The sequence below is a fragment of the Shewanella sp. SM73 genome (assembly GCF_025653795.1).
In the GTDB taxonomy this organism is placed as follows: Bacteria; Pseudomonadota; Gammaproteobacteria; order Enterobacterales; family Shewanellaceae; genus Shewanella; species Shewanella oncorhynchi.
This window is the reverse complement of record NZ_JAKKRY010000025.1, coordinates 1-25,307: the sequence shown is the minus strand read 5'-3', so window position 1 is coordinate 25,307 and position 25,307 is coordinate 1. Positions and strand designations below refer to the sequence as shown.

21 protein-coding genes and 1 pseudogene are annotated in these 25,307 nt (G+C 44.8%); 14 read left to right on the top strand and 8 right to left on the bottom strand.

From position 1 onward, the window contains the following. Nucleotides 1-4: 4 nt before the first annotated feature. The 13 genes from L5M51_RS22035 to L5M51_RS21980 all read left to right on the top strand — a co-directional run bounded on the left by L5M51_RS22035 (nt 5) and on the right by L5M51_RS21980 (nt 13,557). Nucleotides 5-1,138 carry a phosphoribosyltransferase domain-containing protein gene (locus tag L5M51_RS22035; protein WP_263174679.1) on the top strand — a complete coding sequence of 378 codons (1,134 nt, stop codon included), beginning with the start codon at nt 5-7 and terminating at the stop codon, nt 1,136-1,138. Further along, a complete protein-coding gene (locus L5M51_RS22030) occupies nt 1,131-1,925 on the top strand; it encodes a hypothetical protein (RefSeq protein WP_263174678.1) in 795 nt (264 codons plus the stop codon). The genes L5M51_RS22035 and L5M51_RS22030 overlap by 8 nt, the downstream gene beginning before the upstream one ends. A 4-nt stretch (nt 1,926-1,929) precedes the next feature. After that, on the top strand, nt 1,930-3,015 hold the full coding sequence (locus tag L5M51_RS22025; protein ID WP_263174676.1) for a cysteine protease StiP family protein: 1,086 nt from the start codon (nt 1,930-1,932) through the stop codon (nt 3,013-3,015). Further along, entirely contained in the window at nt 3,015-3,959 is a 945-nt protein-coding gene (locus L5M51_RS22020; RefSeq protein WP_263174674.1) for an HpcH/HpaI aldolase/citrate lyase family protein, read from the top strand. The genes L5M51_RS22025 and L5M51_RS22020 overlap by 1 nt, the downstream gene beginning before the upstream one ends. Before the next feature lie 5 nt (nt 3,960-3,964). After that, nucleotides 3,965-5,173 (top strand): DUF4236 domain-containing protein, encoded by a 1,209-nt coding sequence (locus tag L5M51_RS22015; protein ID WP_263174672.1) that lies wholly within the window; start codon nt 3,965-3,967, stop codon nt 5,171-5,173. 4 nt (nt 5,174-5,177) lie between these two features. Next, nucleotides 5,178-5,597 (top strand): ribbon-helix-helix protein, CopG family, encoded by a 420-nt coding sequence (locus tag L5M51_RS22870; RefSeq protein ID WP_411569260.1) that lies wholly within the window; start codon nt 5,178-5,180, stop codon nt 5,595-5,597. Nucleotides 5,598-5,872: 275 nt separating this feature from the next. Then, nucleotides 5,873-6,511: a vWA domain-containing protein gene (locus tag L5M51_RS22010; RefSeq protein ID WP_263174670.1), complete on the top strand. Its 639-nt coding sequence runs from the start codon at nt 5,873-5,875 to the stop codon at nt 6,509-6,511. A 22-nt stretch (nt 6,512-6,533) separates the two neighbouring features. Continuing rightward, complete coding sequence (locus tag L5M51_RS22005) at nt 6,534-7,172, top strand: TerD family protein (RefSeq protein WP_263174668.1); 639 nt, start codon at nt 6,534-6,536, stop codon at nt 7,170-7,172. After that, complete coding sequence (locus L5M51_RS22000) at nt 7,172-7,810, top strand: vWA domain-containing protein (RefSeq protein ID WP_263174665.1); 639 nt, start codon at nt 7,172-7,174, stop codon at nt 7,808-7,810. Before L5M51_RS22005 ends, L5M51_RS22000 begins: the two co-directional genes overlap by 1 nt. Before the next feature lie 85 nt (nt 7,811-7,895). Continuing rightward, the gene (locus L5M51_RS21995; RefSeq protein ID WP_263174661.1) at nt 7,896-8,936 is read left to right on the top strand and encodes a TerY-C metal binding domain-containing protein; all 1,041 of its coding nucleotides are present in this window, start codon (nt 7,896-7,898) and stop codon (nt 8,934-8,936) included. A gap of 2 nt (nt 8,937-8,938) precedes the next feature. After that, nucleotides 8,939-10,726, top strand: coding sequence for a PP2C family serine/threonine-protein phosphatase (locus tag L5M51_RS21990; RefSeq protein WP_263174658.1), 1,788 nt, complete (start codon nt 8,939-8,941; stop codon nt 10,724-10,726). 25 nt (nt 10,727-10,751) lie between these two features. After that, complete coding sequence (locus L5M51_RS21985; RefSeq protein WP_263174657.1) at nt 10,752-12,251, top strand: helix-hairpin-helix domain-containing protein; 1,500 nt, start codon at nt 10,752-10,754, stop codon at nt 12,249-12,251. A 991-nt stretch (nt 12,252-13,242) separates the two neighbouring features. Then, nucleotides 13,243-13,557 carry a helix-turn-helix domain-containing protein gene (locus L5M51_RS21980; RefSeq protein WP_041412840.1) on the top strand — a complete coding sequence of 105 codons (315 nt, stop codon included), beginning with the start codon at nt 13,243-13,245 and terminating at the stop codon, nt 13,555-13,557. A gap of 594 nt (nt 13,558-14,151) precedes the next feature. Here the strand turns inward: L5M51_RS21980 and L5M51_RS21975 are convergent. From L5M51_RS21975 to L5M51_RS21955, 5 genes are all read right to left on the bottom strand, one after another. Next, nucleotides 14,152-17,139, bottom strand: coding sequence for a Tn3 family transposase (locus tag L5M51_RS21975; RefSeq protein ID WP_011711676.1), 2,988 nt, complete (start codon nt 17,137-17,139; stop codon nt 14,152-14,154). A gap of 200 nt (nt 17,140-17,339) precedes the next feature. Beyond that, a complete protein-coding gene (locus L5M51_RS21970) occupies nt 17,340-18,089 on the bottom strand; it encodes a superoxide dismutase (protein WP_007645336.1) in 750 nt (249 codons plus the stop codon). A gap of 53 nt (nt 18,090-18,142) precedes the next feature. Beyond that, entirely contained in the window at nt 18,143-19,510 is a 1,368-nt protein-coding gene (gene chrA, locus L5M51_RS21965; protein ID WP_007645338.1) for a chromate efflux transporter, read from the bottom strand. Next, nucleotides 19,503-20,441, bottom strand: a complete 939-nt coding sequence (locus L5M51_RS21960; RefSeq protein WP_011711678.1) for a chromate resistance protein ChrB domain-containing protein — start codon at nt 20,439-20,441, stop codon at nt 19,503-19,505. The genes chrA and L5M51_RS21960 overlap by 8 nt, the downstream gene beginning before the upstream one ends. Nucleotides 20,442-20,598: 157 nt before the next feature. Beyond that, complete coding sequence (locus L5M51_RS21955; RefSeq protein ID WP_011711679.1) at nt 20,599-21,606, bottom strand: site-specific integrase; 1,008 nt, start codon at nt 21,604-21,606, stop codon at nt 20,599-20,601. Between the two features lie 205 nt (nt 21,607-21,811). Here L5M51_RS21955 and L5M51_RS21950 point away from each other — a divergent pair, with 205 nt between their 5' ends. Further along, nucleotides 21,812-22,840 (top strand): DNA-binding protein, encoded by a 1,029-nt coding sequence (locus L5M51_RS21950; RefSeq protein ID WP_263174653.1) that lies wholly within the window; start codon nt 21,812-21,814, stop codon nt 22,838-22,840. On the opposite strand, the pseudogene L5M51_RS22865 reads toward L5M51_RS21950, so the two are convergent. From L5M51_RS22865 to L5M51_RS21935, 3 genes and pseudogenes are all read right to left on the bottom strand, one after another. Further along, a pseudogene (locus L5M51_RS22865) lies at nt 22,817-24,640 on the bottom strand (DUF4158 domain-containing protein); the annotation flags it as partial. The gene L5M51_RS21950 and the pseudogene L5M51_RS22865 overlap by 24 nt on opposite strands. A gap of 23 nt (nt 24,641-24,663) precedes the next feature. Next, nucleotides 24,664-24,975 carry a type II toxin-antitoxin system RelE/ParE family toxin gene (locus tag L5M51_RS21940; protein ID WP_263174650.1) on the bottom strand — a complete coding sequence of 104 codons (312 nt, stop codon included), beginning with the start codon at nt 24,973-24,975 and terminating at the stop codon, nt 24,664-24,666. Beyond that, nucleotides 24,975-25,235, bottom strand: a complete 261-nt coding sequence (locus L5M51_RS21935; protein WP_011787805.1) for a type II toxin-antitoxin system Phd/YefM family antitoxin — start codon at nt 25,233-25,235, stop codon at nt 24,975-24,977. Before L5M51_RS21935 ends, L5M51_RS21940 begins: the two co-directional genes overlap by 1 nt. Between the last annotated feature and the right edge of the window lie 72 nt (nt 25,236-25,307).

The window sequence follows — 25,307 nt, the reverse complement described above, 5'->3', positions numbered from 1 at the left end:
AGGTATGAGCCAAACCGAGCAGGTTTTTAAGCGCAAGCTATCCACAGGGGAGTTGACCGTTGTCAGTTCGCATTCTACACCATTGGAACAATTCTTTGAGATTGCAGAGCGTCGCAACCCAAAGCGAGCCTTTCTATTTGTCAGTAAAATGCTAGGCCGTCATATCCCTATCAAGCCTAGTGTGATGCGCAGCTCATACCAATCAATTGCCGCAATGCTGCCAATAGATCTGCCAGGGCCGGTACTCTTTATCGGCATGGCCGAAACTGCTGTAGGTTTGGCTGCAGGTATTTACCAAGAGGCAAGATGCATGGTATCCGAATCGGTATTCCTAACATCTACCCGCCATCCTGTTAATGGCAATCTAATGTGCGAGTTCAAAGAAACTCATTCACATGCGACAGACCACCTCATTTACTGGCCGAATGATCCTGTATTAGCTAAGCGCGTAGAGCAGGCAAAGTCGCTAGTCCTTATTGATGATGAAGCGACAACGGGTAACACCTTTACCAACCTTTATGCTGCGCTTGTTGATGCGGGCATGACTGGCATTGAGCGTCTTGTTACTGTGACATTAACTGATTGGAGTCAAGACGCTGTACTTGAAAAGATTGATGGCCCAAAAGTTACGTCAATCTCTTTAGTTCAAGGTAAATGGTCATGGATTGTTAATCCCGATGCAGAACCACCGATCATGCCTAGCGTTAATGTCACGGCAAAAGGGGCTATTGAAATCGTTGGGGTTCAGTGTTGGGGTCGTTTGGGGATGGATGAGTCCACTTGCTTTATAGGAAATAATGTCTGCGTATCACCATCTGATAAGGTGTTAGTGCTAGGCACCAGTGAATTTGTGTGGCAACCGTTTTTATTTGCCGAAAAGTTGGAAAAGACTGGTGCTGAGGTGTATTTCAGTTCTACCTCCAGATCACCTATTGCTATAGGCCATGCTATTGAATCGGCAATAACCTTTACCGACAACTACGGCTTGGGTATCCCTAATTTTGTTTATAATGTCGCTCACCTACAATTCGATACTGTATTCTTGTGCTGCGAAACTCCCGCAGAAAGTGTCGATCCTGTCTTACTGAATGCCCTTGGCAATATCGCCAAACACGTAGAAATTCTTACTTATGAGTAATCAAGCCATGTCGCATATTATTCGTCCTGTTGTATTTCCTGATTTGGACGACACGTTGTTTCAAACCAAACGGAAAATGGTTGATGAACTTGATCAGATTCCTGTTCGTGTTGGCGCTTTAGATCGCTCTCTGGAGCCGCGAAGTTTTATGAATGAAGAACAGGCATTATTAGTTGATTGGCTTTTGGCAAATGCTGATGTTATACCAGTAACCGCCCGAGGCACAGATGAATATGCTCGAGTTCAAATACCGTTTAACTCGTGGGCGATTACAACTCATGGCGCTGTCATTCTATCTCCCGATGGTCAGTGTGATACTCAGTGGCAACAACACATTGAAGCTGCGCTAGCCCCCTATCGTCAACGCTTGCTGGATATGCAGGATGACATAACTACATTGATGGCTGAAAGAGGGATAGATGCGTGGGCTCGCATTAACTATGAGTACGATGGAGTCCCAATCTATCTTGTCTTGAAACATACCGATAGCACTAAGCTAGACGAACTCAATGCGATAGGTGATAAGTTAGAGGAAATTTTCGGTACTGAAGGTTTTTACGTTCATCGCAACAGCAACAACATTGCGTGGTTACCTACTTGTATAGAAAAGGGCAAAGCCACAAGCTACCTTCTCAACAAACTCCGTGTAGAACGGGGCACGTTCCCAACTATTGGCCTTGGCGATAGCCTCACTGACTTCAGCTTTCTGAAACTTTGTTCTTGGTATGGTGTACCAAAACAAAGTCAGTTTTCATCAGCGATCAAAGATCGCGTATTTGGAGAGTAGAATTTTGAATATTTCACCAATTTTTTCTGGCTCTTATCGTCACAGTGATGTCGAATTCCTTTTAAAGCCGGTGACTATTGAATTCACCTCCATTGAAGAAAAAGAGGCGCTAATCCAGTCAGGGAAAATGCATTATTCCGACATGCTGAGCCAAGAGCCAGAACCAACTCAATATCATCTCGAATTATTTAACAAGGCTTACACCATTGGAGCCAAACGGCTTGCTAAGGAAGTCATGATGCTGGCCGTGACTTTAGCCAAAGAGTACGGCAATACCCCGATTGTTTTGGCAAGTCTAGTCCGCGCAGGAGTGCCTTTAGGCGTGATGCTGCAACGAGCGTTAACAATGATGGGGAAAGAGTCATATCACTACGGGATCAGTATTATTCGTGACCGTGGCATTGATGAAACTGCCCTTGCCGTTATTGAGGAGCGCCATGGAACCGAAGGCATTGTGTGGGTAGATGGCTGGACAGGAAAGGGGGCTATCACCAATGAACTGACTAAAGCGCTTAACGGTCGGGCTGGCTATCCTTCCCAGCCACGCCTTGTGGTTTTGGCTGATCCATGTGGTTGCGCTTGGATGTCAGCCACTGATGATGATTGGCTAATCCCATTTGGAATAATGGGTGCACCTGTTTCGGGGATGATCTCTCGTTCTCTTTATAGTGATGAAGGCTTTCATCACTGCATGGTTTGCAACCACCTTAGCGAGTATGAATGCGGTTTGTCATTGGCTGATGCTGTTGAACAATGTTGTCAAGAAATCGAACTTTCAGACGTCCCGCCCATCGATATAAAAGTGCGTGATTCAATAAAAGCGAAGGAATGGGAACGAAGCAAAGCAATCATGACACTGCTTGCAGAACGTTATGATATTTCTAGTTCAAATCGTATAAAGCCAGGCATTGCTGAAGCAACGCGCGCTGTATTACGCAGGGTGCCTGACCATGTGCTGGTTCGTTCCATTAACGATCCTGACGTATCTCTATTGGTCTATCTTGCCAAGGAGAAAGGCGTGGAGATTACAGAAGTTGGTGATCTCATCGGTCAATATCGTGCAGTTACAATTATCAAAAAGGTACTCTAATGAAAAAGGAACTTTCTGCCTACAGCCTGGGTGCGACACTCTACATGCCAGCTACCCGCATCGACATTGTAGATACCATTGTGACGGGTAAAATTGCTGGATTGCGATCTTTGGTTATTTGCCTAGAAGATGCAGTGTCCGATCAGGATATACCTTTTGCAATGAACAACCTTAAAGGGATGTTGGACGCTCTTTCTGAAGCCAAGCAGCGGATTAACTATATCGAATGGCCGCTAATATTTATTCGCCCGAGAAACGAGCAGATTGGCCTACAATTGACTGCTGAATATGACTTATCTGCTGTTGATGGCTTTGTCCTTCCTAAATTCAATCTATCCAACTTGAACGAGTGGACAACCATTTTAGAATTAACTCATTTATGCTGGATGCCAACTCTTGAGACTGAAGATGTATTCGACGTCAATGCAATGCAAGCGTTAGTCTCAGAGCTTAAAGCGCATAAATGTCGTGATAAAATCATCGCCCTTCGTATTGGTGGTAATGACTTAATGAATTGCGTTTCTTTGCGACGTTCCCGCGAATTTACCCTATATGACGGCCCTATGGGTTACGTCATTAAGATGCTGGTTGCTGTATTCGCCTCAAAGGGCTTCTCCCTGACAGCGCCAGTCTGTGAGCACATTGATGATCATCGACTGTTAGAAAAAGAATTGGAATTGGATTTGGCCCACGGCTTAGTAGGTAAAACAGCTATTCACCCTAATCAAATTCCAGTGATTCAGCGCGCCCTCATGGTAAGCTCACTCGATCATCAAGACGCACTGAGAATCATAAACTCATCTCAGGCCGTTTTTAAAGCAGGTGGTGCCATGTGTGAACCTGCAACGCATCGACGATGGGCAAAGAGCGTATTAGATCGTGTTCATTATTTTGGGGTTTCTCCTGCAGTGTCCCCATCCTCTGTTCAAATTCAACATAGGTAATAAACATGGGCTTTCGTTTTCGTCGCAGCATCACAATCATTCCCGGAGTTCGGGTTAATCTTAGTAATACCACACCAAGTCTTTCAATTGGCCCGAGGGGAGCGTCAGTCTCCGTTGGTCGTCGTGGCACTTATGCCAATGTTGGGCTTGGCGGTGGATTGAGTTATCGCACAAGGCTCGATAGGACCGCGGCATCGTCAAATGCTGCGGCAAGAGAGCGAATGGAATCAAAAGAAGAATTGCGAAACTCACTTTTAGCCACCATCGAACAGATGGAAATGGTTATGCACCAGGTTATAAACGTCCATACTCTGACGCCTAACCCCTCACTTGGGGTCACATTTAATGAGTTGCTTGACCATTATTTAAAAGCGGCCACCAGCCCTTATGCCGTTCCCGCTCCAGTTCGGCCAGCAAAACCGGAAATCCCGCCTTCCCCCGTAAAACCTTCTTGTGTGGATGACACTGGATTTTTTAAAAAACTGTTTGAGTCTGAGGAAGATAGGCAAGAACGTCAGCGCGCTGCTCTAGCCAGTTGGGAACGTGCAATGCAAGACTGGGAGCGTGAAAAAACCTTGATTGAACACCGCTACCAAACTAATCGTATGGCATGGGCCGAACAATATGCTCTCTGGCAATCTGAAGCGGCTCGTCATCAAGAATCGTTAACCTCATCGGAAGCACAAGCAAATAGTCGCTTTATCTCAGACGCGGCATTTTTTGAGGCAATCTTAGATGAGACATTGCAGAACACTGACTGGCCGCGAGATACCGCCATTTCGTTTGAAGTTCTGCCAGAACAATCGCTAATAAAACTCGATGTTGATTTACCTGAGATTGAAGATTTACCTCAAAGCATCTTTACTTTAAATAGGCAAGGAACTGAGATTATCGAGAAAGACATGACGCAAAAAGCCGTTAGAGAAGCCTATGCACGTCACGTACACGGTATATTGATGCGACTGATTGGTATTGCCTTATACGCACTGCCTTTCGATAGCGTAAGCATTTGCGGATTCACTCAACGGTTAAGCAAAGCTACAGGTAACTTAGTCGATGATTATATAATTCAATGTACCGCCGATCGCGCTACTATCCAAAAGATGAACTTTTCATGTTTGGATATTATCGATCCAATTGACGCGATATCCATGTTTAACCCGAACAGAAAAATGAGTACAACCTTCGTATTTCAGCCAATAACAGTAAAGTAACTATATGATATTAAGCACAAAACAGAAGCGCATTTTTTCACTCGCAGTACTGTTGTCTTCGGGTGAATCTGTTTCTGCAAATACAATAATCAAAAACGCAGATTGTTCTGGGGCGACACTCACCCGGGCTTTACGTGATCTTCGGGACGCATATAACACAACGATAAAATACAGTAAAAGTAGTCACTCATACCAGATGACCGATGCAGGCAACCTTACTCATGTTGAAATAGCTCTAATGCAGCGATCTCTCAGTAAATCAGAGATACTATCTGATGATGAAATTGTGAGCCTTACGAAAGTGCGGAAAAAGGCAGTATCAATATCGTTGTCTAAAGCTACCATTTCAAAACTTGACCGCTTAGCCAATGAAAAGAACGTAAGCAGAAGTGACATTATTGAAATGCTGATTAATTCTCTGTGAGCTCCGTAGACCTTTTGTTGCCCCAAGCGGTATTTGAATAAATTGAAGTTGATTACAACAAAACGAGAAGGCATAGTGCAAATGCCTATCTCAGCGCAGAAGCATTTGAACTAAAAAGCATTGCTTAGTGACGTTTCCAATTTAGTACTGGGGATCACAAAGCTCAATCCCGGCCTAGACAGAGAGGCCATTATTACTTGACAACTTAAAAATGACCTTTGTAAATAGTTCTTGTTAACTTCTTCTCCCTCTTATCTTTTTAAAAGGAATTACAGTTGAGACGTTTACCAATATATCTACTACTTGACACGTCTGGTTCAATGCATGGAGAGCCTATAGAGGCAGTAAAGAATGGTGTTCAGACTTTACTTACGACGCTGAAACAGGACCCATATGCACTTGAAACAGCATATGTTTCAATTATTACCTTTGACTCTTCTGCTCGACAGGTCGTGCCTCTTACGGACCTTATGAGTTTCAATGTGCCAGGATTATCAGCAAGTGGTACCACCTCTCTTGGAGGTGCTCTTTCGCTTGTGGCAAGTTCAATTGCCAAAGAAGTACAGAAAACTACAGCAGACACAAAAGGTGACTGGCGTCCTCTAATTTTCTTAATGACCGATGGTTCTCCAACCGATGACTGGCGAAAAGGTCTAAATGACTTCAAAATGGCCAGAACTGGTGTTGTCGTGGCCTGCGCTGCTGGGCATGATGCTGATATCAGCGTTCTCAAAGAAATCACTGAAATCGTACTTCAGCTTGATACTGCAGACAGTTCGACGATCAAAGCTTTCTTCAAGTGGGTAAGTGCAAGCATCTCGGTGGGTAGTCAGAAAATTGAGTCAAATAAAAAAGAAGTGATTGGTCTTGATGACCTGCCACCGCCACCAGCTGAAGTTAATGTGGTCTTATAATTTTATGGATTAAGGTGATGTCATGTCTGTAAGTTTGAGTAAAGGCCAGGGTGTTAGCCTAAAAAAAAATGAATTTGATCTTTCTTCAGTTACTATCGGTCTTGGATGGGATATTAACGAGGAAAAGAAAGGTTTTCTATCAGGAATTTTTGGCAAGAAAGAACAATACGACCTTGACGTCATTGCTTTTCTTTGTAACTCAGCCGGAAAGATAGCCTCTCTTGGTAACATGGAAAATGGCAAACATACGCTCGTAAACGGCGATATCATCTTTTTCAACAGCCTTCACCATAAATCGGGTAATATCTGGCTTACTGGAGATAACCGAACTGGTGCGGGTGATGGCGACGATGAGCAGATAATTGTTCGCTTGAACTCACTTGATACTCAGTACGAGAAAATAGTGTTTATCGTTCAGATTTACAATGGAAAAAAGCTGCAGCAGCATTTCGGTAAAGTTCAAAACGCGTTTATTCGAGCAGTAGATGCGCGTAATATTGAAATGGCGCGATTCGATCTTTCTGGCGGACCTTCTTTTATAAACCAGCGCTCCATGGTATTTGCTGAGTTAATACGGGAACCTACAGGTTGGAAACTGAAGGCAATTGGTGAGCCTTCAGAATCAGATTCATTTATTTCACATCTAAGGAATTACAGCTGATGCGACGCCTGCCAGTTTATCTGTTAATCGACACATCCGGCTCTATGCGCGGAGAGTCAATTCATTCAGTAAATGTTGGGATACAAGCGATGTTAAGTTCCCTTCGACAAGATCCTTATGCCCTAGAAAGCGTTCACATATCAATTATTACTTACGACAATGAAGCTCGTGAGTTTATTCCGCTCACTCCATTGGAAAACTTCCAATTTTCTGACATTGTTGTCCCCAGTGCAGGTGGAACTTTCACTGGAGCGGCTTTGGAATGTCTGATGCATTGTGTTGACAGAGATGTAAGACGTTCAGATGGCGATACAAAAGGAGACTGGCGCCCTTTGGTCTTCCTGATGACTGATGGAATACCCTCTGATGCTTGGGCTTACGGTGAAGCTGTAAAAGCTATCCGTTCTCGGATGTTTGGCTCTATCATTGCCTGCGCAGTAGGTCCTAAAGCAGGCCAAGAACATTTAAAACAGCTTACTGATAAGGTAGTTTCTTTGGAAACTTTGGATTCTACTGCGTTTGCTGGTTTTTTTAAATGGGTTTCGGCCAGTGTTTCTTTTGGTAGCACAAGCGCTGGAATCAATACCGGATCAGATACACTTCCCCCCCCACCATCGGAAATCCAGCTGGTGCTCTGAAATGTCAGAAAGGCGCTGTTTACCTCCGCAGCGTTTTTTGTAGGGCCGCTTTTGGTTGGCCAAGAATTGCTTGAAGAGGATTTCTATGAGACGCCTTCCCGTGTTTTTTGTTCTGGACTGTTCAGAGTCCATGATCGGTGAAAACCTGAAAAAAATGACTGATGGTCTGCAAATGATCATTGGTGATTTAAGAAAAGATCCACATGCGCTTGAAACTGCTTGGGTTTCGATAATCGCATTTGCTGGTATTGCACGCACTATTGTACCTCTTCATGAGATAGCTACATTCTACCCCCCACGTCTGCCCGTTGGAGGCGGTACGAATCTCGGAGCAGCATTGCGTGAGTTGGCCATACAAATTGATACTCAAGTCAAGAAAACCACCAATGAGACAAAGGGAGACTGGAAACCTGTCGTTTATCTCCTTACTGACGGCCGCCCAACGGACAATCCAACCACAGAACTGAAACGCTGGAAAGATCATTACGCCAGCAAAGTGAATCTTATTGCCGTTGGCTTGGGTCCATCAGCAGATCTTAATATCCTTAGGCAATTGACAGAAAACGTCATGTTATTCACTGAATCAAAGGAAGGGGATTTTACTAAATTTATCAAGTGGATAACTTCTTCAGTCACGGCGCACAGCCGCAGCGTTGGTGAAGAAAAACAGCCTGAGCTCAACCAGACTGAATACATAGTCCGGCTTGCGAAAGACGAGCTAGTAAGAGCTTACGATGAAAACTGCGTTACGCTTACCGGCCGTTGCAGTAAAACGCGTCGTCCTTATCTAATGAAATATGAGCTCCCATCAACAAGAGTTACAGGATTAGATTTCAGCCTGAACTTGAACAGTTTTAATATTGCTGGTTGTTATCCAATTGATGAGGACTACTTCGTATGGTCTGACTCATCTGTTACAGGACTTCAAGTAAATACTAGTGAGCTACATGGCGTACCCGGATGCCCTCATTGTGGCAATGCCAGTGCGTTTGCGGTGTGCTCTTGTGGTAAATTACTATGCATTGATGGTCCAGATGATTTGATTTGTCCATGGTGCGAGAAAGGTATATCGTTCAGCAGCGATGGCGGGATTTCTAATTTTGACGTAAGCCGAGGGAAAGGCTAATTATGCAGAATTCACCTTCTTTGGAAAAACAGATTCATACCTTAATAGGAGATGACCTTAACCACAGAGCTGGGGCAAACCTTAAGGAACTTATTAAGCAGGATAAAGAATTACGTGTGCATTATAAGAAGTTAATTGAGTTAATTAAGGAATTTGAAATTAAGTGCGATGAAATCCTAAGGTTAAATCAACTTGCCCAGAGTCGGCAAAACGATGATATTTTACAGCAAGGCATTGCTCAAGCTCCGCTTCATCATGATACAGCCATTAAAGACAATCATGAAAATAATGTTGTTAAGCAAACAGAGTATCTATCAGAAAGTCATGATCCTCAATCAACACCTAAATCTGGAATTCAACCTGACCACGTAGTTGTTGAGAGTAAAACTGATGAAACTTCATCATCAGTTCCTGCTTCGTCTAACTGCATAAATTTTGATTATACAAATAATTCTCAGAAAGCAAGTAATAGACCTCATCCTGAGAAGTGGGAACGCGTCCAACTTGAAGAGTACAGTAATCTGAATAAGAGTGAAGGCGCAAAACTCCCATCGGCTTCACTCGTCCCGGGAATGGTACCGCCTGCTCCGCAACTGTCCAAAAATCAAATGAAACATTTAGCTGCTCCTCAGGCAAAAATTGAAATTCCTAACGCACGAGCTCGTGAACACTTTTCTTCTTCGGTTGGTATTTCACTAGACAATGGTAAGCAAGCAAAAATTATTGATGTGCTTTTTCCTCGGGATATAGGTCTCTCTTATGATAGTGAACAGCATTTGGTCATCGGCATACCTACTGAAAGTGGGGATTTCCAAATTTATGTACAGTGGTCATGCGATTTAGATGAAAAATACGAAGATAAGGCACTTCTTATTGTAAACCCCGATCCACGAAGTTTATGGAAAGTGCTTGAGCCGCCATCAGACGCAAAATATCGTAAAGAACATCTGAAATCGGCTGGATTACAAAGTAAGGATTTGCGGATAGCAGCTTCAAGCCGCAGGGGTAGATCACACGAACACGCAGGCAGTTTCAGAGATGATGACTTTTACATCAATTTCTGCAATCAGACGGAATGGGCCATCATGCTCGTCGCAGATGGGGCAGGAAGTGCAGTAAACTCTCGTGAAGGCTCTCGTATCGCAGTTTTAACAGCCGGGGAATATCTTTATGAGCAACTTAATGGGCAGAAAGGAATCACTCTAAAAGAGCACGTAACGGCTTGGGAAGTTATTGATAAACAGGTAGTTATAAATGCCATGCTTCATCATTTCAAGCAAGCAGCTACGCTCGCGGTCAATAGTATACAAAATGAAGCCATTCGTGCAGAAGAACCAGTGAAATCCTATTCCACAACCTTGTTGGCCACAATTTCGCTTAAGGTTGGATCTGAACTATTCGCTGCAGCATTCTGGCTTGGCGATGGAGCCATAGCAGCCTATAGCCCATCTGGTAAAGTTAGGATACTTGGGAACCCAGATAGCGGGGAATATGCGGGTCAGACTCGGTTTCTCGACCAGCGTATAATTGATGACTCTTCATTCACAGGGCGCATAAGTGTGGGTAAATGGAATGATGTAGCACAATTGATCCTGATGACTGACGGTGTTTCTGACCCGTATTTTGAAACCGATAACGGTCTTCGTAGTGATGAAAAATGGACCCGCCTCGTAAATGAACTCTCCCCCATCCTTGTTGATGTCAATATCGCACCTGAAAAATTAGGTGAATGGCTGAACTTTTTCTCCGCAGGGAACCATGATGACCGCACAATAGCGGTGTTGTGGTAATAGACATGCTTCACTGGTGATAAATATGGCAAATATTGTTACATGTATAACTAAGGACGGCCAAACAGTTCAGTTTGTTGATGAAGTAATTGGTTCAGGTGCAATGAAAGATGTTTATTTTTCGCCTGACAAATCATATGTTGTTGCTTTCTATCATAAGCCACAAAGTGATCAGGCTAGAGAACGGATAGATATGATTACTGGTCGCTACAGACAGAATATCTTTGACCAGCCAGGGGGGGATTACTGGGAAGGTCTTTTTTGCTGGCCAACTCACATTATTGAGCATGAAGAAAAAATAGGGATTGTCGTACCGACATATCAGAGTCATTTTTTCTTTAAATACGGGTCAAAGAATGATGATTTCCTTGGTATAAAAGGTCGCGAGAAAGAAGGTAAATGGTTTGCTAGTGCAAGTAATCAGAATAAGTTCCTCGATCCACGTGAACGTGGTAATACGCTAACTTTTCTTCAGGTTTGTATTCGTTTGGCCAGAGCGGTTCGAAGGATCCATGCAGCAGGTCTCTGTCATAGTGACCTAAGCTATAAAAACGTTTTGGTGGACCCAGAACTGGGCCATGCCTGCATTATCGATGTAGACGGACTAGTTGTTCCTGGAAAGTACCCTCCAGATGTGGTTGGTACGCCAGACTTTATTGCTCCTGAAGTGGTAAAAACCAGCCATCTACAGAAGGAAGACCCAAATAGAGTGCTCCCCAGCATCACTACGGACCGCCATGCTCTATCTGTTTTGATTTACATGTACCTATTTTTTCGACACCCTTTACGGGGTGGAAAAATTCATGATATGACGGACGAAATGCGGGATGAAACCTTGGCAATGGGAGAAAAGGCATTGTTCATTGAACATCCTGGTGATAACAGCAACGCCGTAAAGATAAATCAACTATCATCGTTTTCTCTACCTTGGGCAGACCCGAAAAAAATCCCCTACTCCATCATGGGTCCCTATATAACACCTTTATTCGATAGAGCTTTTATAGATGGGTTACATGACGCGACCAAACGCCCAACAGCCGATGAATGGGAAACTGCTTTAGTCAAAACGATGGATTTGATACAACCTTGCCAAAACAAGAACTGTCAACAAAAATGGTACGTTTTCTCAGGTAAAACAAAACCAATCTGCCCTTACTGTGGAGCTCCATACATAGGGAAATTACCTATTCTTAACCTATATTCATCGCGTAAAGTCGGCAGTTATCGGCCAGATGATCACCGTCTGATGGTCTGGAGCGGGCAGTCAATTTATGCATGGCATGTCAATCGTCTCATCGCACCAAATGAACGAACAAGTGCAGAACAAAAGAAACGGGTAGGTTACTTTGTTTATCATAATGAACAATGGTGGTTAGTAAACGAAGGTATTCAAGGGTTAATATCGCTGCCGGACAAACGTCATGTAGCTGTGGGAGAAAAGATAGAACTAAAAGATAACGCTCAATTTGTTTTATCACAGGAAGATGGTGGCAGACTGGTAGTGGTTCAGTTGCTAAATAATTAAATAACTTTAATTTCAAAATTTTAGCGGTAAATTACTTCATAATAACTTGAGAGATTAGTCTTGCTCTAAAATTTAGCCTTATCTCTCAAATATGGTTCATGGAATTGTGGGAGAGTAATAGAGTTTCATATCCTTGGAGTGACTTGCTCACCCCTTATTACTCTCCCAAACACCAACTCTCGCGGCGCCCTTTCCACTTCCGGCCCAAATCTTCGCTAATCAGAGCATTTGCGAGGTCAACGCCATCAATAGTTACCGTAGCCAATACCCGATGATATTTGTCCTCACCGACATCACTTAATTGAATTACCTTCGCATTCCTCAGCAACGACTTTGTAAAATCTCTTGTCGCTGAAACCAAACCATGACACAGCAGAGTATCTAAGAACAATGACTTAGCTAAATCATATACCCATACATTGACATAAAATAAACCCATAGTCTGACAAATAAGAAATCCAAAAATAACTCAAGTGATAAGTGTAATTTTACTACGAATATCCATATAAACCTTTGCAAACTTACAATGGGATAGAAGCGTGCTACGAAGTTCTAGTTACTCTGACATCTCGGATAACCTCATCTACTCCAAATCACATAAATTGCCTACAAACTGATGACCAGTTTCACTCATTCACTACACCCAGTTCCTTTTTCTTCACTGAAAACTTTAAGCACAACCGTAAAATTCAGCCTTATAGTTTAAAAATTACATAACAAGTGTTTTGTAAAAAAATTTTTTGTATTAGAATTGTGCAAATGGCGACCACTGTCTAAAGATTTCGACAGGCAGACTTCGCAACTTCTATACATTGATCGGGGGACTCAATGAGCATTTTAGAAAATTTCATAAGGTTACTTTTCTCGTTTTTGGAGCTATTTTTACTTCCAGTTTACTTAAGCAAGATTCACGTGTACCACTTTTGAGAAGATGCCTGTATCTACACACTCAATTAGAGTGCAGCAGTGATTATCTGAATTCTGAGCTATTATGAAAATCAATACAAATGTTGACATCGGCAATAAATTGAGAATTGCTAGATTAAGCAAAGGATTATCATTGGATAACCTTGCAGAAAAAATAGGTTTAAGTAAAGCATTACTTTGGGAAATTGAAAATAGAAGTGTTGAAAATTTGGATATACAAATACTTAATGTCATTATTAAAGAGTTAAGTATAACCTACGACAGCGCCTTTGAGAACTATATTAAAGATACTAGTATTTTAAATGATTACAGTTTGCTAGAGCCAGAACAAAAACAAATAGTCAGAGAGTTAATTAAGAATCTAACGCAGAATAATTAAAATACAAACTCCCAATGAAATAGTAATGTATAAAGGCAGTTTACAAACTTAATCAATAAATAGAACTTTGATAATTAAAAATTCTACTATATGATACACATTTTTTGTATCAAAGTGCTGTATTCGAGATTTTTAAACATTATCTTGAAGCAATAATGCTAAAATCTGCCTATGTTATATATTGAGTATAAAATTATATATCTTCCATTATTTACAAGTATAAATTAATTTAAATAGTTAAGATATAGTTATAACGCACCTTCGAATTACTAGTCACTTAACTACTTTGAGCTTGTAGAATCAGAATTATTATAAGTAAAGTTATGCACTTCTTACTTGATAGCAAGACTTATTATGTCACTATCACTTGAATCGTTACTGCCTGGCTAGCAACTCAATTAACCACCACTCTGACACACTTATGCTCAGAGCACATCCCTCGTGCATTCAAAAGCGGCAGATAGATGATCTCTTCTAGATTCTTCATCTTCACTGAAAATCTTAAGCATAAAAAATTGGTTCCCTCTTAGAGGTCCGGCCGGTAAAAGYGTTGGAATTAGCCACTTCGAGTATAACTAACTGAATAATAAAGATTTAATCAACCAGCAACTCAAATGACATTGGTTTAACCTGCTTGGTCAAATCCAGCTCAAAGCTTCCCAATCTGCCCAAGTGCTCGGTATGGTACGGCGAGAATGCGGCCATGAGGTCGCGGGTGATATTGTGGCCCTCCGACTTCAACTGGTTAAACACTTCCGTCATCGCGTTCACGTTGTATAGGATTGTGAAGTTCGCCAGCAAATGATTGTATTTCACGATTTTGCTTTGCTCATGCTTTAGGTTAGCGGGAATTTTTCCGGCATTCGCAAAAAACAACCAACGTGCAAACTCGTTGAACTCCTCACTCTTACAGGTCGCTGCCTGGATCGTTTTGCGTAGATCAACATCGGTGATGTATTCCAAAAGGAACATAGTTCTGACCACTCGCCCGAGTTCGCGGAACGCAAAATACAGCTTGTTTTTCCGGTTCTTGGTGCCGAACCGGCGCAGGATTGTCGAGGCGGTAATTTTTCCTGCTTTAACGGACATAGCTGTTCGCATCATATCCGCATAGTGCTTTTCAATAAGGTCCCACTTGATAGGCTCTTTGAACAAGGACTGAATATGCTTAAGCACCATAGCGCGGTCAGGCTTGTAGAAGCTGAGATCTTTGATATTTCGGATACGCGGCATGAGCTTGATGCCCAGTAGGTACGCCAGGCCAAATACCGGTGTTGATTGCGCCTGCGTATCCCCGTGAACGGTGTCTGGATTAAAATCTGATTCGTCGTTGAGCAGACCGTCCAGGATATAAATCGCCTCGTAGACACCACAGGGGATAAACCGGCTGAACAACGCAATGTAGGTATCTGAGACGTGGTAATAGGCAATGCCGCCATAGCTGCCGTAACGAATATGGTATTCCGATAGTAAATTATCTTCGTAGAGATCCCAGAGCTTGCCATCAGCGGACACACTGTTGCCCGAACCCCAACACTCAATGAGCCGGTATTTCTTGTACTCGCTGTTGATCTTAGCAATCGCTTTATCGAGACGGGCTTCCGTAGTGCGCTTTAAGTTAAGCCATGCAACTTGCTTGCGCGACACACCCTGCACGGATCGCACGGTTTCGGTAGGGCCAATATTGGTGCCGTAACAAAACACCGTCAGAACAAAACGTAACACCGGGTCGCTGATACGTGACTCGAAACCCGACAACGGGCCAAAATGTTTGTTCAAGTTCAACCATTTTTCGACATTAATGATTACATCGAGCAGGTTGATCTTGTCCAAGCGATCGCGCAAGAGCGCTCCAATTTCTTCGACCTCTGGCGAAGGTTGATCCGGTTTTGGTTTACCGATAATCAGGTTCCCGTTTTCTATACGGACCAGTTCATCCTCTGGAAATTGGCTATCAGCTTTCTGGCAGCTCGCCTCCATGGACTCCTTCAGTGTTCTTGCAAATTCAGTATCACCGGCGATAAGTCCTACCTCCTCGCAATAGGTAGGCAGCTGCGCCTCGTATTCTTCCCAGGTGATCATTTGCTCCCGGTAATCATCGAAGGTTTCACTGTAGGGAATGAACAAGTCACCGGTACTCAGTTCTTCGGCGATCCGTTCAAACACACACAGCTCAAAACAGGTTTTATTGACCTCGGTGACTTGCGCTGATTTAGTCGATTTTCCTGTGACCAGTTTCCACCAGCTTTCGCGAATCCAGCGAATGTTGATGACATTTTTGGAGGATGGATCGTTTGGATCACTTTGAATGGACAGGAACTCGGCGCGCCGTTGTTTGTATTTCAAAATAAATTGAAATGCATTCAGCAGATCCTTGTCTTCCGTGGACGAAGCCAGATTGAGTATTTCAATCGTGCGAAACAACGTTGATCGCTGCTTTTTGTAGAGTTGAACCATGAACGGCAAGTAGTTGTTACCCGCGAACGCCATGTAGTGTTCACACATTTGCAGCAACTGATCGCTGTTCTTTCCTAGGACAGGATCAAAAGCTGACACCGATTCGGGTTTATCCAAATAAACCTTGACCGTTCCAGTCAGCACAGAAATCAAATGATCAGTTTGCTTTTGATGGTCTGCAAGGTATTTCTCCAACAGTTTCTGCGCCGAGCGATCCATTTTTAACAGCAGTTTGATAAAAATATCGGCGGCATTATCCAGAGTTCGTGCGTATTGGTGTCGGATTAAAACGATGACCAGAGCGAGTCGCTTGTTCAGCTTTAGCTTCATCAATTCGGCGTAATCCAGGGCCTTGGCCTCGTCGATAAACTGCTGGTGTTTCACCGGTGGCAACCCCAAATCCGCAGGCAGTAGTGTTTGCAGGGAGGTCAGCCATTCCAGGTAGTGGATGTACGCATGGATATTGCGAGGAGTTGGGCGTTTCGGTTCATTTTTCAGCGTGCTCCAGCCAAAACCATTCGGCCCGGTGCTGGAACGGAGAATATCCGTGATGCACTGGCGACTTTCAGCCGTCAAAAATTCACACAGTTGACCGTAATACCGGGTGTTGACTTCCGCTCTGGCTGTTTGGCAGATTCGCTCAAGCACGCTGAACGCTGGCAACTCGTATCGCTCCTTGACCAAGTATTCCAACGTGACATTGATGATATCCGGCAGGGCTTCTTTAGTTGTTGCCGCCTCTTGCGCCCAACTCTTTGTTAATCCGGAGGTCTTGGCTGCATCGTAGGGTTTTATATCGAGATAACGTCGAATCAGTTTTACATGACGATCCTTTGCCCCTGACACGTAATAGGTTTGAAGATCCTTGAATGATGCTCTTGAACGACACTGGCTTTTGATGTGTGCGATGATGACGTTTGGAATTTCACCCAATGTGACAAATCTGCCTAATCGTTGGGTCGTCTTTAACTGGATTAGTAATCCCAGAAAGGAAGTGCTCGCCCGTTTGCAATGTTTCACAGCAAACTGCTGCTCTTCCGGTGTCGGTGTGTAGACATCCCCTAACTCGACATGCGTGATATCTGACTTGATCCGCGGATAGGCTGTCTGGTAAATGGCCGCCATCGATCCGCTACTTTGTTAATGGCAGTTTCAGTTGGGACAGTTTTCGCAGGTGGGCTAGTTGCAGGTTTCTGGTCGCCATTTGGTTTTCTCTTAATTTAGTCACACGTCACTCAGCGCCGGATCAATAACGTCCGTGTCCTTGATTGGTTGCGCCGAAGCGAATGGTATGCCCCCTAAGAGAAGGCATACCAATAGCGTTTTTAGGATGTTGTCTTCGTGTGAGTGGCTTGGAGCCGATGAGCAACCTCATCCCAATTAATATTATTGAAAAAAGCATCAATATATTTACCGGCAGCCGCGCCAAAGTCCATGTGATAAGAATGTTCATACATATCCATGACCAACAACGGAACTGTGCCTACCGGGAAATGTGCGTGATCACCCATCCAATAATTTTCCAGCTTATTGAAATGCGTGTTATACCCCAGAACAACCCACCCGGAACCACCGCCCAAGCCTTGAGCGATTTTGCGGAATTCGGTTTCCCAGCGATCAAAAGTACCAAATTGTTTGGCGAAAGCTGAGCGTAATTCACCATCGGCTTTGCCATTACCGCCCAGGTTATCAAAATATAATTCGTGCAAAATGACCGAGCCTGTGCGAATCAAATGCTCCCGCTTGAGATCATTGTAGAGAAACGCTGGCGTGTCGGGGTTTGCGAGTGCCTGACTCAACTGATCATTCACCGCATTCAATGTTTTTACCGAACCGCTGTAATTGTTAGTCCAATGCGACTCGATCAAATTGGCAGAAAGGCCTTTTAATTTTGCGGCATTGAAGGATAAAGGTTTTGGTTTTATTTCGGTGATCATCCAATTTGCTCCTTTAGGTGCTGCCTGAGACGACGATTCAGCTGCGCTAACATTTGATGCCGATGCAATAAGCAACCCTGCGGCAGCGGTCGCACTGGTAGCCAGGAAATCACGTTTGTTTTGGTTAAAATCATTCATTGGTTTTCCTCCGTTAAGTGTAAGCAATGAGTTCGAGCAGATCGAAAGATGACTTAATTAATCCCCATTAACGACACCGCAAGCCCAACAAGCGCCGACATGCCAATCACCTTCATCACATTCATTTTGTAACGAAATAATGCGATACCCGCTGCAACAGCAATTACCGCTGATATCCATTCAAACCGCCCATCAAAGCCTTCTGGCCACAAAATGTGGTAACAGAAAAACAGGGCGAGATTCAAGATCACACCTACCACCGCCGCCGTGATGGCCGTGAGTGGCGCAGTGAATTTCAAATCATTGTGCGTCGTTTCAATAAAGGGGGCACCCGCAAAAATAAAAATAAACGAGGGCAAGAAGGTAAACCAGGTGACAATGGTGGCGGCTACTGCGCCCGCGAGAAATACCATGTCGGTGCCAAATACGGCTTGTACATATCCCCCAATAAAACCGACAAAGGCCACCACCATAATCAGCGGCCCTGGTGTGGTTTCACCGAGCGCGAGGCCATCGATCATTTGCGTGGGCGTGAGCCAACCATAGTGGCCGACCGCACCCTGATAAACATAGGGCAATACCGCATAGGCACCACCGAAAGTGAGTAGTGCCGCTTTGGTAAAGAACCAGGCCATTTGTGTCAGTGTGTGATCCCAACCGAAATAACTCCAAAGTGCAAACAGCGGAACAGCCCAGAGTAATGCACCGGAGATCAAGATCATGCTGAAACGCGACCAGCGGAACATGGCGTGCGCGGGCGTGGGTGTGTGATCATCGAATAACGCGGTGCCGAAGGATTTATCAGCCTTGCCATGGCCACCGCCGCTGTTGAAGTAGTCAGGTAGAAACCGCCCACCCAAATAACCAATCAGTGCCGCTGCAATCACGATGTAAGGGAATGGGATATTGAGTGCAAAAATGGCCACAAACGCGGCGGCAGCAATCGCCCACATCACATTATTTTTCAACGCGCGTGAACCAATGCGATGGGCGGCATGCACGACGATGGCAGTCACCGCCGGTTTGATACCGTAGAACAAACCGGCTACCCAACTTACGTCGCCGTAAGCGATATATACCCACGAGAGTCCAATCAAAATGAAGAGTGATGGCAACAAAAACAGCACACCCGCCACTATACCGCCCCAGGTACGATGCATTAACCAGCCAATGTAAGTGGCAAGTTGTTGCGCCTCCGGACCAGGCAACACCATGCAGTAATTGAGCGCATGCAAAAACCGTTTTTCGCTGATCCAGCGCCGGCGCTCCACCAGCTCCTGGTGCATGATGGCTATTTGGCCTGCCGGGCCACCAAAGCTGACAAACCCGAGCTTTAACCAGAAACGGAAGGCTTCCCAAAAACTGACCGGCGCAGGCGCTTCAACCGGCTGGTGAGCTATTAATTCGGTGGTGTTACTCATGGTGTGTTTCCTTATTTGTAAAAGCAGCCAGTAAGGCATCGAAGACACCATTAGCCGTGGCGATGAGTTGATCGTCGTCATGAATACTGTTGCGCAATCCCCACAGGATTTGCTCCAGCCCACTGGCTTCACTGGGCTGGATACCCCCTACGTCCAGAAAATGCACCAAGGCCCCCAAGCGCGTTAAGCCGGGGTGATCGAGCCTAAAACTGTCAAGCAGAACCTCAAAAGTGACCTTGCCATTCAGGTGAGTGAAACTGGCTCCGTCAAAATCAAAGCCCAGCGCATCGGCGGGACAATCCTTCGGTGCTTGCAACCACACAAAGCGAGCCTCCGGATCGATAAAACGGCGGATTAGCCAGGCACAGGCAAGGCGATCCACCCAGGGACGTTGACGGGTTGCCCATAACCGCCCGCGATAGAGGCTGATATCCAACCGTGGGATTTCACCGGTGTGCTCATGGGGTTCGTTGGGCGATAACTGGCGATTGAGCTGAAGTTCAAGCTGTTGCAGCGCCTGCTGGGTTTGTGCCTGCGCTTCACCGGGGAAAAAATCCGTTGCGGCGATAGCGGTGAAGTTTTTGCGCAGTTTACGCAGCTGTCTGGTTGCTTCTTGCAGGGAACTACTGGCCAATTCTTTTATTGGGGGCAGCTCGTGTAAAAGATGGGCGTAATCATCCTGACGATCAAACAGGCCGCTGAATTGGCCAGCATCTTCGGTATCGACCAGGAGCACATAGGCTGAGCCTTCACTTGCCTCTACTTCTTGCAGCAAGCCATCGAACAATTGCTGATGTTCTGGTCGATGGGGAAGCAGATAAACGCCGTCACGCAATACTGCTGCACCGGAGGACTTGAGGGTTCGCCATACCCGCATACGCACTGTCGCGTTTTGGGTGGGCAGGGATAAGATCAGTAATACCCATTTCATATATTGTAGATTTAGTTACACAAAGGTAGGAAAGTCTACAATATTTTATCGATGGTGTACAGCGGCCAGAATGATCCATGATCGTGGCGGTAACATTACCAGCTTTGGTATTTGGGTTTGGCCCGATACATTGATTCTGCCCCGAATGTTGACCGAATCATTCAGCATCCATCAGGGTTGCCATCTTCTCCATTAAGATAATTGACGCATTATTGCTGAGCTGCTGGCCTTCCTCGATATACTCCCAGACGGTGGCATCGCTCTTCCAGCCGCCTTGTTTCTTGATCAACTCAAAATCCACTCGCTCACGCGCTGCCGATGTGGATAACCCTCTACGGAAACTGTGGCTACTGAGTTCAGGCACAAAATCAAACTCACAGGCTTGCCCCAGCGTTTTGAGCAAAGCATTGACCGCACCTGGAGCCAGCGCTTTTTCCTGAATGTGATCCCAGCGGTTGGTGGGACGAAACACCGGACCGCTGGTGATGCCCGCTGCATCTAACCAAGTTTTCACGGCGGTAGCCGGACAACAAGCGGCCTTTCCGTAAGGTAAAGCTCGCATTAAACCCATGCCTTGCTGGTCGGTCTTGGAGCGCGGCAACCGGATGAGCAGCCCCTCCGGCTCCCAAACCAGATCATTGACCTGAAGAGCAACCAGCTCACTGCGACGCAAGGCGCCGAAGAACCCGGTGAGTACCAAGGCAATATCCCGGTATTTCTTTTTGTTGTCCGGTAAGTGCCGCAAGTAATTTACTAGTTGGGCGATGTGCTCCAAGCGCAACGCCTTGGCCTTGCGCTTGGGCTGTCCATGGGTGCGGCGAATGCCCTCCATGGTTTTACATACCAGCGGATCACGAACCGGGTCAGTCAACCCTTGGTAGTGGTGCCATTGGCTAACGGCCGTGAGGTGAAGGGCGAGAGTCCGGCTATTCAGCACATCGGCCTTGGCCACCAGGTAACGCACCAGGGTATCCCGATCCGTGGGCAACCGCCCGCCCCATTTTTCGAACTGCCGAATCGCTGAACGGTAGGCTGTTCGCGTGTTATTGGAGGTCGCCGCTTGCAGATAGTGGCGCAGTGAGTCGGATTCTGCCAGCGACGGCAAAACTGATTGCTCACTACGTAATGGCGAATCCGATGTGAGTTTGGGTGTGTAGTTATCCATGGTTATCCCTTTTCTGTGGGTCGCTGGAAGGCACCAATGTACTGGTGTTACAAACATCAATTTTTCATTTCTCACTCATAACCCACGATAACATTCATTATCGAAGGTTACTATTTAATTTTTATTGGCTGCATAAAAGTCAATATATTATGTTATATTACGTGCTATGTAATACGTTACTAAATAATCACCGAGGGAAACTGTCATGGCTCGCGCCGGAATCACTTACTACGATGTCTCGAAAGCCGCAGAGGCTATCAAAATCCAGAACCAGGAGCCTACCGTAGATCGTGTCCGCGAGCATTTGGGAACCGGCAGCAAAAGCACCATTGCACCACTACTCAAGCGCTGGCGGTCAGATAATGGGGAGGTGGTCGATGTGAGCGGGTTGCCGAATGATCTCGTCGAGGTAGTAAAAGCCTTACATGAACGGGTTCAGCAGATGGCCGACCAGCGCATCGCGCAATCCCGCGACGAATTCAAGGCATCGAATGATCAACTCCGGAAAGAATTGACTGAGGCCCGTAACAGCATCGCGCAGCTTACCGACCGCCAACAGGATCTGAACGCCCAGCTATCGCAAATTACCGAAGCAAAAGCCCTGCAAAGCAAGTCCCTGGAAGATGTACGCATTAAGCTAGCAACGGCAGAGGCTCAACGCGACGAAGCCCTTTCACGAACTGCTGAATTAAAGGAAAGCGTTGCAGAACTCAAGCAGGAAAATAAGGATATTCGTGATCACTTTGAACACTACCAGCAACGCACCGCCGAAGATCGGCAGCAGGAACGCGAGCAATTCCACGTGGTTAACCAGGGCCTGAAAGACCAGATTCAAGACCTGCAACACCGGCTCATCCAAGCCGAGTCAAGCGCGTCCGAACTGATAGACACTAATGCGCACTTACAACGACAAACGCATGAGCTCGAACAGGCCAATGCGATGAACAAAAGCACCTTGGATAGACAAGTGGTCGATATCGAGAACTTGGAGCATCGACTTAACGACGCCTCGGCAAAAAGCCGGGAGCAGCAACATAAAAGTGAACAACTGGCGGATAATATTGCCGCACTTACCAGCCAGAAAGCAGATGCCGATAAGCAAGTGGCCGTACTATCCCAAGCATTGGAGGCCACTAAAACGGATCTGATAGTCTCTCAGAATAGAGTGGAAGCTCTGTCCGATGAGAACAGGTTGATTCTTCAGGAAAATATTACCCGCAACAAACCACAGTAGATCCGCAATACCAATTCCTGGTAACTGGCTGTAAAAATCGCTATTAACGGATTCATCACTGCTCGGATAAAGCAGCTTCCAACGACGCTTTTCGGCAGCCCCAATTACTTTAATATGTTTGTTGACCCCATCAGAAATATGTTGGTTAATCGCACTATAACGTGCTGCTAGCATAGTATGAAATACAGCCAGAGTATCTTGGATAGGGGCCAATAAAATGGGTGCACCAATATCTTGCAATACTCGTTCTTTATCCTGCCATCTAAGATCGCTTATTAAGTCATCTTCAAAGCGGCGAAATTCATTACTATGTTTAACGTACACATCACCCGCTTCCAGTGAGTTGCGTAGTAGGCGATAGACCAAAAACTCATAGCGATCTACATCAAGCGTTTTAAATGTTTTGCCCTCTTTACTAAACAAATATCGGCGTAAACCTTTAGGAATAATCTCAGTCGGAAATGAATTAGGGTCAGTTTGCCTTGGTGATTTTTCTGTGCGCAATAAGTTTTGTAAAAACGCGATAGCTTCAAGCAAAGGAGAGTCTTCTACACGTCCGGCAAAATCCAGATCAGTAAAAAGTTGCCTTAAGTTACGTTTGAATGTGGCGGATAATTTTGTGTAATGTGACCATTCAAATGCCGTTTTGTCGAAAGCAATATTGCGTAAGTAATCAGCAACTAATGGGAATCTCTCTTGTTCAAGCAATGCATAGGCTTTTTCTTTAATAATGGAAAAAGGTGTGTCATCGGTGATGGTGTCATCCGTAAACAGGCTCAATACATGACCCGCAGCCTGTAAATTTTTCGCTGCATTGGTAACCGCATTATTCATTGCTTCTTCAGCGGCACGCTTGGCCTGTTTCTCGTATTGATCGACCCAATGGAGCAATGCTTCAATTAAGTTGTCATTAATTTGCTGAAACCGATGAAAAGCAAAAAACAGCAGATATAACTGAGCAGTCTCTTTTTTCATGCGTTGAAGTTTATAAGTGGTATAAAACTTAACCATAGAAGCATAATACTTGCCGCTTTCATTGGAGATCCCCGCTGTTATGAGGAACTGCTTGGCAAACTCATGTAGAGGCTGGAAAAACTGCCGCCGTGCGACTTCATGTCGCAATTCTTTATAACTGAAATCTTTAGCTTCATGTTTTAATGCGCTGACGCGAAATACTCCTGACTCAGCCCGAAGCAAAGCCGCTAATTGCTGATCGATAAGTGAAGTCATGCAAGTGCTAAGTAATCGAGCAATACGGGTGCGTTCATAAGCCACCACTCTACCAATCATCTCTTGCATATACCGATAACTGGGCATGACAATACGGTGTAATGCTAAGTATTGGGTTAATTCACGAAAGATAAAGATAGGTTGTGTCGATAACATCGCAACCCGCTGTGCTTTATCTTCCAAATCAACTTTTACCTCATTATCACATTGTTTATACTGGAATAAATCAAGAATTGCTCGTTGTTGTTCAGCCCTAATCGGTCTTGAGGGACTTTTCAGTCTTGAAAGCGTTTTGGTGGGAAAGTACAGCGCGGCAATGTAATCCAAGTCATTTAGTACTGACGATTCTTGTTCATAACTGAAAAACTGCCGTTTGGCTTTGAAATAGCCCAGTTGCAATACTAAATGGGCTGCCACAGAAAACGTTCGGGTATTGTCGAATAGCTCGCGCTCTTTAGCACTTAAGTCAAAATATAATCGACGATCATCATCTGAGAAATGAGGTAATCCAAACAGTTCATCTATTTCATCAGTTGACAAAATAGATAGCCGCCGAACATCATTTTTCATGGTGCCCTCCCTATTTCACTACATCAAATAATTTCCCGCTCCGCGAGATGTGCAAGTGGAAYCATACTTTTATGTAAGATCCCAAATACAACGAATTGATGCTCATGTTGGATGTAATAGATGACATGACTTGAATAAGGGAAGCTAAACACATTCATGCGTACCTCGGGTCTATTTTTCCCAAGGGTGGGTGTTTCAGCCAGCAGTTGAATCGTTTGTCTAAGTCCTGATAAATAGGTCTTCGACTGAGTCGTTCCCCATTGGGCTAACGTAAAGCGGTGAATACCTATCAGATCAGATTGTGCATCGGGCGTTAAATGATAAGTTACCGGCATTAGTCATACTGCCCTGCGGCCAGCTCATCAAAAAAGGTATTACCATCAACCAAATTGCCCATTTTGATGTCAGTTATGGCTTTCACCGCTTTGGATTGAAGCAAATGTAATTTTAGTGTCTCGATACTTTGGTATGCATCAGCTGAAATAACAACGGCCACAGGCTTGCCATTTTTATTAATTTGGATTGGAGCTTGTTGAGCTTTGAGCAACAAATCTCCAAAGTGAATTTTTGCTTCATTGGCTGAAAGAGTGTTCATTTATCACCTTTAAACGAATCGTTCGATTCGCTCAATTTACACCAGTTGGGCGATAAAAGTCAAAAATGCACC

Bases quoted from the DNA above. Each gene is read 5' to 3' on its own strand.
- L5M51_RS22870 (WP_411569260.1), top strand. From the start codon at position 5,178: ATGATATTAAGCACAAAACAGAAGCGCATTTTTTCACTCGCAGTACTG.
- L5M51_RS22005 (WP_263174668.1), top strand. From the start codon at position 6,534: ATGTCTGTAAGTTTGAGTAAAGGCCAGGGTGTTAGCCTAAAAAAAAAT.
- L5M51_RS21960 (WP_011711678.1), bottom strand. From the start codon at position 20,441: ATGAAATGGGTATTACTGATCTTATCCCTGCCCACCCAAAACGCGACA.
- L5M51_RS21990 (WP_263174658.1), top strand. From the start codon at position 8,939: ATGCAGAATTCACCTTCTTTGGAAAAACAGATTCATACCTTAATAGGA.
- L5M51_RS21970 (WP_007645336.1), bottom strand. From the start codon at position 18,089: ATGAATGATTTTAACCAAAACAAACGTGATTTCCTGGCTACCAGTGCG.
- L5M51_RS21975 (WP_011711676.1), bottom strand. From the start codon at position 17,139: ATGGCGGCCATTTACCAGACAGCCTATCCGCGGATCAAGTCAGATATC.
- L5M51_RS22030 (WP_263174678.1), top strand. From the start codon at position 1,131: ATGAGTAATCAAGCCATGTCGCATATTATTCGTCCTGTTGTATTTCCT.
- chrA (WP_007645338.1), bottom strand. From the start codon at position 19,510: ATGAGTAACACCACCGAATTAATAGCTCACCAGCCGGTTGAAGCGCCT.
- L5M51_RS21955 (WP_011711679.1), bottom strand. From the start codon at position 21,606: ATGGATAACTACACACCCAAACTCACATCGGATTCGCCATTACGTAGT.
- L5M51_RS22015 (WP_263174672.1), top strand. From the start codon at position 3,965: ATGGGCTTTCGTTTTCGTCGCAGCATCACAATCATTCCCGGAGTTCGG.
- L5M51_RS22000 (WP_263174665.1), top strand. From the start codon at position 7,172: ATGCGACGCCTGCCAGTTTATCTGTTAATCGACACATCCGGCTCTATG.
- L5M51_RS21935 (WP_011787805.1), bottom strand. From the start codon at position 25,235: ATGAACACTCTTTCAGCCAATGAAGCAAAAATTCACTTTGGAGATTTG.
- L5M51_RS21995 (WP_263174661.1), top strand. From the start codon at position 7,896: ATGAGACGCCTTCCCGTGTTTTTTGTTCTGGACTGTTCAGAGTCCATG.
- L5M51_RS21980 (WP_041412840.1), top strand. From the start codon at position 13,243: ATGAAAATCAATACAAATGTTGACATCGGCAATAAATTGAGAATTGCT.
- L5M51_RS21985 (WP_263174657.1), top strand. From the start codon at position 10,752: ATGGCAAATATTGTTACATGTATAACTAAGGACGGCCAAACAGTTCAG.
- L5M51_RS21950 (WP_263174653.1), top strand. From the start codon at position 21,812: ATGGCTCGCGCCGGAATCACTTACTACGATGTCTCGAAAGCCGCAGAG.
- L5M51_RS22035 (WP_263174679.1), top strand. From the start codon at position 5: ATGAGCCAAACCGAGCAGGTTTTTAAGCGCAAGCTATCCACAGGGGAG.
- L5M51_RS22020 (WP_263174674.1), top strand. From the start codon at position 3,015: ATGAAAAAGGAACTTTCTGCCTACAGCCTGGGTGCGACACTCTACATG.